Source organism: Nocardia sp. NPDC047038, assembly GCF_040644075.1.
GTDB lineage: Bacteria > Actinomycetota > Actinomycetes > Mycobacteriales > Mycobacteriaceae > Nocardia > Nocardia sichangensis.
In genome coordinates this window covers 373,973-380,170 of sequence record NZ_JBEYVQ010000006.1, presented here as the reverse complement: position 1 = coordinate 380,170, position 6,198 = coordinate 373,973, and the positions used below count along the sequence as shown (strand labels likewise).

At 70.4% G+C, this 6,198-nt stretch carries 8 protein-coding genes; 4 read left to right on the top strand and 4 right to left on the bottom strand.

The annotated features are described in order from the left end of the window. Window positions 1-296 precede the first annotated feature (296 nt). Complete coding sequence (locus tag ABZ824_RS22980; protein WP_356965251.1) at window positions 297-749, top strand: Rieske (2Fe-2S) protein; 453 nt, start codon at window positions 297-299, stop codon at window positions 747-749. A 15-nt stretch (window positions 750-764) separates the two neighbouring features. Here ABZ824_RS22980 and ABZ824_RS22975 read toward each other — a convergent pair whose 3' ends face one another. The 3 genes from ABZ824_RS22975 to ABZ824_RS22965 form a co-directional block, all read right to left on the bottom strand. After that, a complete protein-coding gene (locus tag ABZ824_RS22975) occupies window positions 765-1,232 on the bottom strand; it encodes a VOC family protein (protein ID WP_356965217.1) in 468 nt (155 codons plus the stop codon). Window positions 1,233-1,315: 83 nt separating this feature from the next. After that, entirely contained in the window at window positions 1,316-2,035 is a 720-nt protein-coding gene (locus ABZ824_RS22970) for a hypothetical protein (protein WP_356965215.1), read from the bottom strand. Further along, window positions 2,032-2,997, bottom strand: a complete 966-nt coding sequence (locus tag ABZ824_RS22965; protein WP_356965213.1) for a hypothetical protein — start codon at window positions 2,995-2,997, stop codon at window positions 2,032-2,034. The genes ABZ824_RS22970 and ABZ824_RS22965 overlap by 4 nt, the downstream gene beginning before the upstream one ends. A 138-nt stretch (window positions 2,998-3,135) precedes the next feature. Between ABZ824_RS22965 and lspA the strand changes: the two genes are divergently transcribed. Genes lspA through ABZ824_RS22950 form a run of 3 tightly spaced genes read left to right on the top strand, consistent with a single transcriptional unit; the run spans window position 3,136 to window position 5,310 of the window. Continuing rightward, window positions 3,136-3,729, top strand: coding sequence for a signal peptidase II (gene lspA, locus ABZ824_RS22960; protein ID WP_356965249.1), 594 nt, complete (start codon window positions 3,136-3,138; stop codon window positions 3,727-3,729). Continuing rightward, window positions 3,726-4,652 carry an RluA family pseudouridine synthase gene (locus ABZ824_RS22955; RefSeq protein WP_355079679.1) on the top strand — a complete coding sequence of 309 codons (927 nt, stop codon included), beginning with the start codon at window positions 3,726-3,728 and terminating at the stop codon, window positions 4,650-4,652. Before lspA ends, ABZ824_RS22955 begins: the two co-directional genes overlap by 4 nt. After that, window positions 4,645-5,310 (top strand): hypothetical protein, encoded by a 666-nt coding sequence (locus ABZ824_RS22950; protein WP_356965211.1) that lies wholly within the window; start codon window positions 4,645-4,647, stop codon window positions 5,308-5,310. Before ABZ824_RS22955 ends, ABZ824_RS22950 begins: the two co-directional genes overlap by 8 nt. A 10-nt stretch (window positions 5,311-5,320) precedes the next feature. Here the strand turns inward: ABZ824_RS22950 and ABZ824_RS22945 are convergent, their stop codons facing one another. Then, a complete protein-coding gene (locus ABZ824_RS22945; RefSeq protein ID WP_355079675.1) occupies window positions 5,321-6,139 on the bottom strand; it encodes a PhzF family phenazine biosynthesis protein in 819 nt (272 codons plus the stop codon). Window positions 6,140-6,198 lie beyond the last annotated feature (59 nt).

The following is a 6,198-nucleotide window of genomic DNA, read 5'->3' as shown; positions in this document are numbered from 1 at the left end:
CCCCAAAACCCGCAGCGGCAAAATCATGCGCCGACTCCTGCGCGACGTCGCCGAAGGACGCGAACTCGGCGACACCTCCACCCTCGTCGACCCGAAGGTGTTCGAATCGATCGCCCGCGGGTAACCACAAAGAACGGCGGACCCGGCCACAAACAGATGAGGGGGTCCGGGTCCGCCGCTCTGTCATACGAATCGAATCGGATCGTCGATTGAACCGCCTGATCATTCTCTCCGTGAACAAGGCGAAGCGGAAACGGCGCAAGGCCGGCCGCGCCTTCGAGGGAGATCCGACCGACATGACATTCCACGAACAACTCCGCACCCGCCGCAGTGTGGTCGTCGCCGGTGCGGGCGTCGCCGCCGCGGCGGCGGTCACCGCCTGCACCGCCCATGGCAAGGGCGACGACGCTCCCGCGCCGCATGACGCCACCGCAGCGCAGGCAGACCGGCCCGTCGATGCGAACAGTCCCGCGAACGCGCTCGCCAAGACGGCGGACATTCCCGTCGGCGGCGGCGTGATCGTGGGCGACACCGTGGTGACCCAGCCCAGCGCGGGCACCTTCGTCGGGCTCTCCTCGGTGTGCACGCACGCGGGATGCAAGGTCGCGACGGTGTCCGGCGGCACCATCAACTGTGCCTGCCACGGCAGCAAGTTCGCGCTGGACGGCTCGGTGGTCCACGGCCCGGCGAGCAAACCACTCGCCCCGAAAGGCATCCGGGTCAACGGGGATTCGGTCGTCGCCGAATGAGCAGATCCGCCGGGATCAGGAACCGCCGAACCGCTCGGCCATCCGGCGGTCCATCTCGTCGGGCGGCACATCCTCCACGTGGGTGGCCACCGTCCATCGATGTCCCCACGGATCCTCGAAGGCGCCACTGCGATCGCCGTAGAACTGATCGGTCATGGGCGTGAGTTCCCTGGCGCCCGCGGACAGCGCGGCGACGAAAGCGGCGTCGGCGTCCTCGACGTACACATACAGGTTGACGGGGGTGCCGCCGACCGTCTTCGGGTCGAGGAAGTCCATATCGGGCGCCGAATCGCCGAGCATGACGACGGAATTGCCGAACATCAGCTCACAATGCGCGATTCTGCCGTCCGGACCGGGCATCCGCATACGCTCGGTCGCACCGAAAATGTTCTTGTAGAAATCGATCGCCGCCGCGGCGCCGTCGACCGCGAGCCCGGGCGACACCACCGGATATCCATCGGGAACGGGTTTGACATCAGACATGGGGAACCTCCGGTCGAGGCGTTGTGTCGGATCATGCCGAGCCTATTCCGGCGACAGGCGCGATTCGGCCGGATCGCAGGAAATCACGGTCCGGCGACGCCTTGCAGCCTGCGCACCTGGGCCGCGGTCAGCGCGCTGAGCACACCCGGGTCCACCGCCTCCGGCGCGGTCACCGCGACCTGCACCAACGTGCTTCCCACCTGAACGATCGCGACGGACGAGCGGAGGGTCAGGTCGTCACTGGTAGTGCGCACTTGAAAGGGCGCGGAGGCATCGCCCGCGGGCGGCTGGACGAGCCCGCCGACGCGGTAGTCCATCGGAATGTCGGAGCCGTCGGCCCCGGCATAGTGCGCGCAGCGACGCAGGATTTCCTGCACTTCCGAGAAAGCGGCCGCGACCGCGTCCGGTGGATAACTGGCCGCGTCTATATCGATGCTGGAGAAATTCGGCCCGGTGTACTGCGTGGACGCCCGCGCTAGCGCGCCGGAGCGTTGCGCACCGAGCGGCGCGAGCACTTTCACGCATTCGGCCGGATTCGTCGGCGAGGCGCCGGTAGCGCCTCCGCCGGTGTCGGCGGGCGGCGCGAGCGCGGTGAAACCGGCGGGCAGATCGCTGTCGGCGAGCAACAGCCCGCGCAGCCGAGCGGAATCGGTCTCGGGGGCGGTGGTCACCGGGGCCGCGGCCACGACGGGTCCGAGCGCGGGAAGCTCGGGCTGTCCTGGTGCGGCGTGGTCCCCCGAGCCGCATCCGGTGGCGACGACGAGGGGCGCGACCGCGGCCAGCAGTCCGCACGCACGGATCATTCGGTCCACGACACCTGCGTCTCGATCGCCTGCTGCAGCGTGCTGTCGCTGTGCGGATCGCGGTAGGCCTGGTGCCCGCCGACGGTGATCGACCCGGCCACCGGCAGCGGCAAGCCGAGATCCACCGTGATGGTGCCCGCTCCCTGCATGACGTAGTCGTCGATGTCCAGCGTGCCCGCGTTGTTCGGCAGGTTCCACACCGGCGACTTCGGCTTCTGGGTGACGTGCAGCTCGATGGTGAGCCGGTCACCGTCGCGTTTGCTCAGCGTCGCGGTGGTCACCTGGTCGAGCAGGACGCCGCCGCTGACCTCCTGGCGCACCGTCCAGACCGCGCCCTCGCCGACGGGCTGGTCGGGAAACGCGATCGAACGGTAGACGGCCTGGTAGAACGCCTGCTCCAGCGCGGCGCGCGCGGTGTTGGACGCGTCGGGCGCCGGCTCGAGCCGCAGTGCGGTGATCGCGCCCAGATCGCTGAGGTCGAACCCCGCGTGCGAGCCGCCGATCTTGGTGAGCGCTTTGGCCAGCGTGGGATCGGGCGAGGTGACCGAGCCGAGGGTCAGATCGATGCCCTCCACGGTGGTCTCCGCGGTCATGGGAATGGTCAGCGCCGGGGTGGAGAAGTCGGGCTTGGGCTGCCCATCGATCTGCTGCTGGATGTGATGGGCGGTGTACAGCGTGACCCGCTGCACGGTGCCCGCCGGATACTCCGGCCGCAGCATCGATCGGGGCTCCGCACCGGCCGATTCGACCGTGGTCACCGCGGCCGGAATCGGCACGGTCACTTCCTTGCCGATGCCGAGCGGCTCCGTTCCGTCGGCCTCACCGCTCGACTCGGCGCCGTCGCCGCAACCGACCCCGAATGCCGAGAGCCCGAGCGCGAGCACCATGAGCAGCACACCCGAGCGCGCGCTCCGGGCTAGGCTCGCGCTTCGGGCCAGGCGGGGGGAAGACAACACCGTCACGAGCAACAGGGTACGACCGATTCCTGAGTGTCAGCTGGGACATTCGACCGCGAACCGATCGGCGTGGCACACGAACGCCGCGGGCGCGGGCCGGGGCAATCGGACGCGCGCACCGGACTCGATTCCGCTCGAGAGATGATGGTCGGTGTGAGTGACGACCGGCCGCCCGAGGAAAACCCAGCGAACACCGCCGACCCGACGACCGAGCCGGCTCCGCCGCAGCGGCTGCGTACGCTACTCGTCCTCGCCGCGGTCGTGCTCGGCCTGGATCTGCTCACCAAGACCATCGCGGTGGCGAAGCTGACGCCGGGCGATCCGGTACCGATCATCGGCGACTTCGCGCGCCTGAGCCTGGTGCGCAATCCCGGCGCGGCGTTCTCCATGGCCACCGGCATGACCTGGTTGCTGACCCTGGTCGCCGCCGCCGTCGTCATCGGCGTGGTGCGCATCGGCCGCACCATGCGTTCGCTGTGGTGGGCGATCGGACTGGGCATGGTGCTCGGCGGCGCGGTCGGCAATCTGGGCGACCGGCTGTTCCGCGCGCCCGGCCCGCTGCAGGGGCACGTGGTGGATTTCGTCGCGATCGGCTGGTGGCCGGTGTTCAACGTCGCGGACTCGGCCATCGTGTGCGGCGCGATCCTGCTGGTCGTGCTCACCGTGTTCGGCTTCGAACCGAACGGCACCCGGGTGGGCCACGGCAAGACCGGCGCGAGCGAGGGCAGCGCGGCATGAGGGAGACCAGGACCATGCCCGTCCCCGACGGGCTCGACGGCATGCGCGTCGACGCGGGCCTGTCCCGTCTGCTCGGCCTGTCCCGCACCGCGGTGGCCACGCTGGCCGAGGAGGGTTCGGTGCAGCTCGACGGCGTCGCCGCGGGCAAATCCGACCGGCTCACCGCGGGAGCCTGGCTGGAGGTGATCTTCCCGGAGCCGAAGCGGGAGCTGACCATCGAGGCCGAACCGGTGGAAGGCATGAAGATCCTCTATGCCGACGACGACATCGTCGCGGTCGACAAGCCGGTCGGCGTGGCCGCGCACACCGGCGTCGGCTGGAGCGGCCCGACCGTCGTCGGCGGACTCGCCGCCGCCGGATACCGCATCTCCACCTCCGGCGCCCACGAGCGGCAGGGCATCGTGCACCGCCTGGACGTCGGCACCTCCGGCGTGATGGTGGTCGCACAGTCCGAACACGCGTACACGGTGCTCAAGCGCGCGTTCAAGCAGCGCACCGTCGACAAGCGGTATCACGCCCTGGTGCAGGGGCATCCGGACCCCAGCAGCGGCACCATCGACGCCCCGATCGGGCGGGCCCGCGGCAACGACTGGAAGTTCGCCGTCACCGCAGACGGCCGTCCCAGCGTCACGCACTACGACACGGTCGAGGCGTTCCATTCGGCCAGCCTCCTCGACATCCACCTGGAGACCGGCCGCACCCATCAGATCCGCGTGCATTTCTCCGCGATCCGCCACCCGTGCTGCGGTGATCTCACCTACGGCGCCGACCCGCGCCTGGCCGAGCGGCTCGGGCTGCAACGGCAGTGGCTGCACGCTCGGTCGCTGGGGTTCCAGCACCCCGCCGACGGCCGCTACCTGGAGATCACCAGCGAATACCCGGACGACCTGAAGCACGCGCTGGACGTCCTGCGCGATGCCTGACCGCCGGGTGCCGCCCTGGCGCGGGATCTTGCTCGGCGCGGCGGCCGTCGCGCTGATCGCACTCGTCTTCGCGCTCGGCGCGCTGCAACCGCCGTACCGCGCCCCGGTGTCCACCGACCGGCTCGGACCCGACCAGGGTGAGCAGGTCGCGGACTACCTCGCCCGGTCTCGTGACTCGCTGGACACGGGCGGCGACGAACCGCGCTGGGCGCTGGTGTCGTTCGCCGAACCCTTGGTGCCCGGCGAGATTCCGCAGCACAGCGGCGGATTGCGGATCGCGCAGGTGCTCTACCGGGTGCCCGCGCCCGGCGTGCAGACGCCGCTGGTGGCCGTGCCGGTACCGGAAGGCGTTCAGGCGGCGGCGGATTCGGCGTCGTACGCGGCCTGGCTGCTTCCCCGCCCCGTCGATGACCGCTCCGCCCGCGTGGTCGCGTTCTCGGCCGCACGACTGCGGAGCGGCTGCGGCTGTGTCGTCGGGCTCGTCGTGCGTGGCACCCCGGCGCGACTGCGAAACCTGTCCGGGCACAACGATGTCCGCGCGGTTCAGGCGTTGCCCGCCGACGCGGTGGCGGGAAGCTTCGCGGTGGCCCCGCTGCTGCCCGACTACCGCGACGTCGTCGCGCCCGGCCCCGACGACGGACCGGTTCCGGAGCCGTGAGCGGCCGGAGCTAGTCCGGCAGAGTGACGACGCCGTCGAGGTAGCGGCGGCACCGTCCGAACAACAGCACGCGGTCGCCGGTCAGTTCGCAGCGCAAGCTTCCGCCGCGGCGGGACAGCTGCCTGGCGTGCAGTTCGGTGCGGCCGAGCCGCTCGCTCCACAGCGGAACCAGTTGCGCGTGCGCGGAGCCGGTCACCGGGTCCTCCGGGACGCCCACGGCCGGGGCGAAGACCCGGGAGACGAAGTCGACCGAATCGCCGGGCGCGGTGACGATCGCGGCGCGCGGCAGCGCGGGGAACGCCGCCAGCACGGGCGCGGCATCGCGCACCTCCTGTTCGGTCGCCACGACGATCACCTCGTCGGTGCCGGAATACGCGCCCACCGGACGCACCCCGAGCGCCGCGACGAGCGCCGGATCGGGCTGCACCGGAATGCTCGGCACGGCAGGCAGGTCGAGGACGAACTCGTCGTCGTCGGTGCGGTCGACGTGCAGCCAGCCGCTGCGCGTGTAGAAGCTCACCCGGTCCTCACCGGGGTGCATGTCGGCCAGGATCTGCGCGGCGCTGGCGAGAGTGGCGTGCCCGCAGAGCGCGACCTCCACCCTCGGGGTGAACCACCGGAGGTGGAAGGCGGGCCACTCGCCCGGCGGCACGCCCGCCTCTGGAGGTAACCGTGAGGTATAGAACGCGGTCTCGGCGAGGTTGTTCTCCTCGGCCAGCTGTTGCAGCAACGCATCCGGCAGCCACGACGGGAGCGGCATCACCGCGGCCGGGTTGCCCGAGAACGGTGCGTCGGCGAACGCGTCGATCTGGTGCAGCAGTACCTCCATAATCTCCAGAAGGTACTCCAAGTCTGAATGGCCGCTTCGCACAAGGCTTCTCGTGGCGC

Bases quoted from the DNA above. Each gene is read 5' to 3' on its own strand.
- ABZ824_RS22980 (WP_356965251.1), top strand. From the start codon at position 297: ATGACATTCCACGAACAACTCCGCACCCGCCGCAGTGTGGTCGTCGCC.
- ABZ824_RS22975 (WP_356965217.1), bottom strand. From the start codon at position 1,232: ATGTCTGATGTCAAACCCGTTCCCGATGGATATCCGGTGGTGTCGCCC.
- ABZ824_RS22970 (WP_356965215.1), bottom strand. From the start codon at position 2,035: ATGATCCGTGCGTGCGGACTGCTGGCCGCGGTCGCGCCCCTCGTCGTC.
- lspA (WP_356965249.1), top strand. From the start codon at position 3,136: ATGGTCGGTGTGAGTGACGACCGGCCGCCCGAGGAAAACCCAGCGAAC.
- ABZ824_RS22955 (WP_355079679.1), top strand. From the start codon at position 3,726: ATGAGGGAGACCAGGACCATGCCCGTCCCCGACGGGCTCGACGGCATG.
- ABZ824_RS22950 (WP_356965211.1), top strand. From the start codon at position 4,645: ATGCCTGACCGCCGGGTGCCGCCCTGGCGCGGGATCTTGCTCGGCGCG.
- ABZ824_RS22945 (WP_355079675.1), bottom strand. From the start codon at position 6,139: ATGGAGGTACTGCTGCACCAGATCGACGCGTTCGCCGACGCACCGTTC.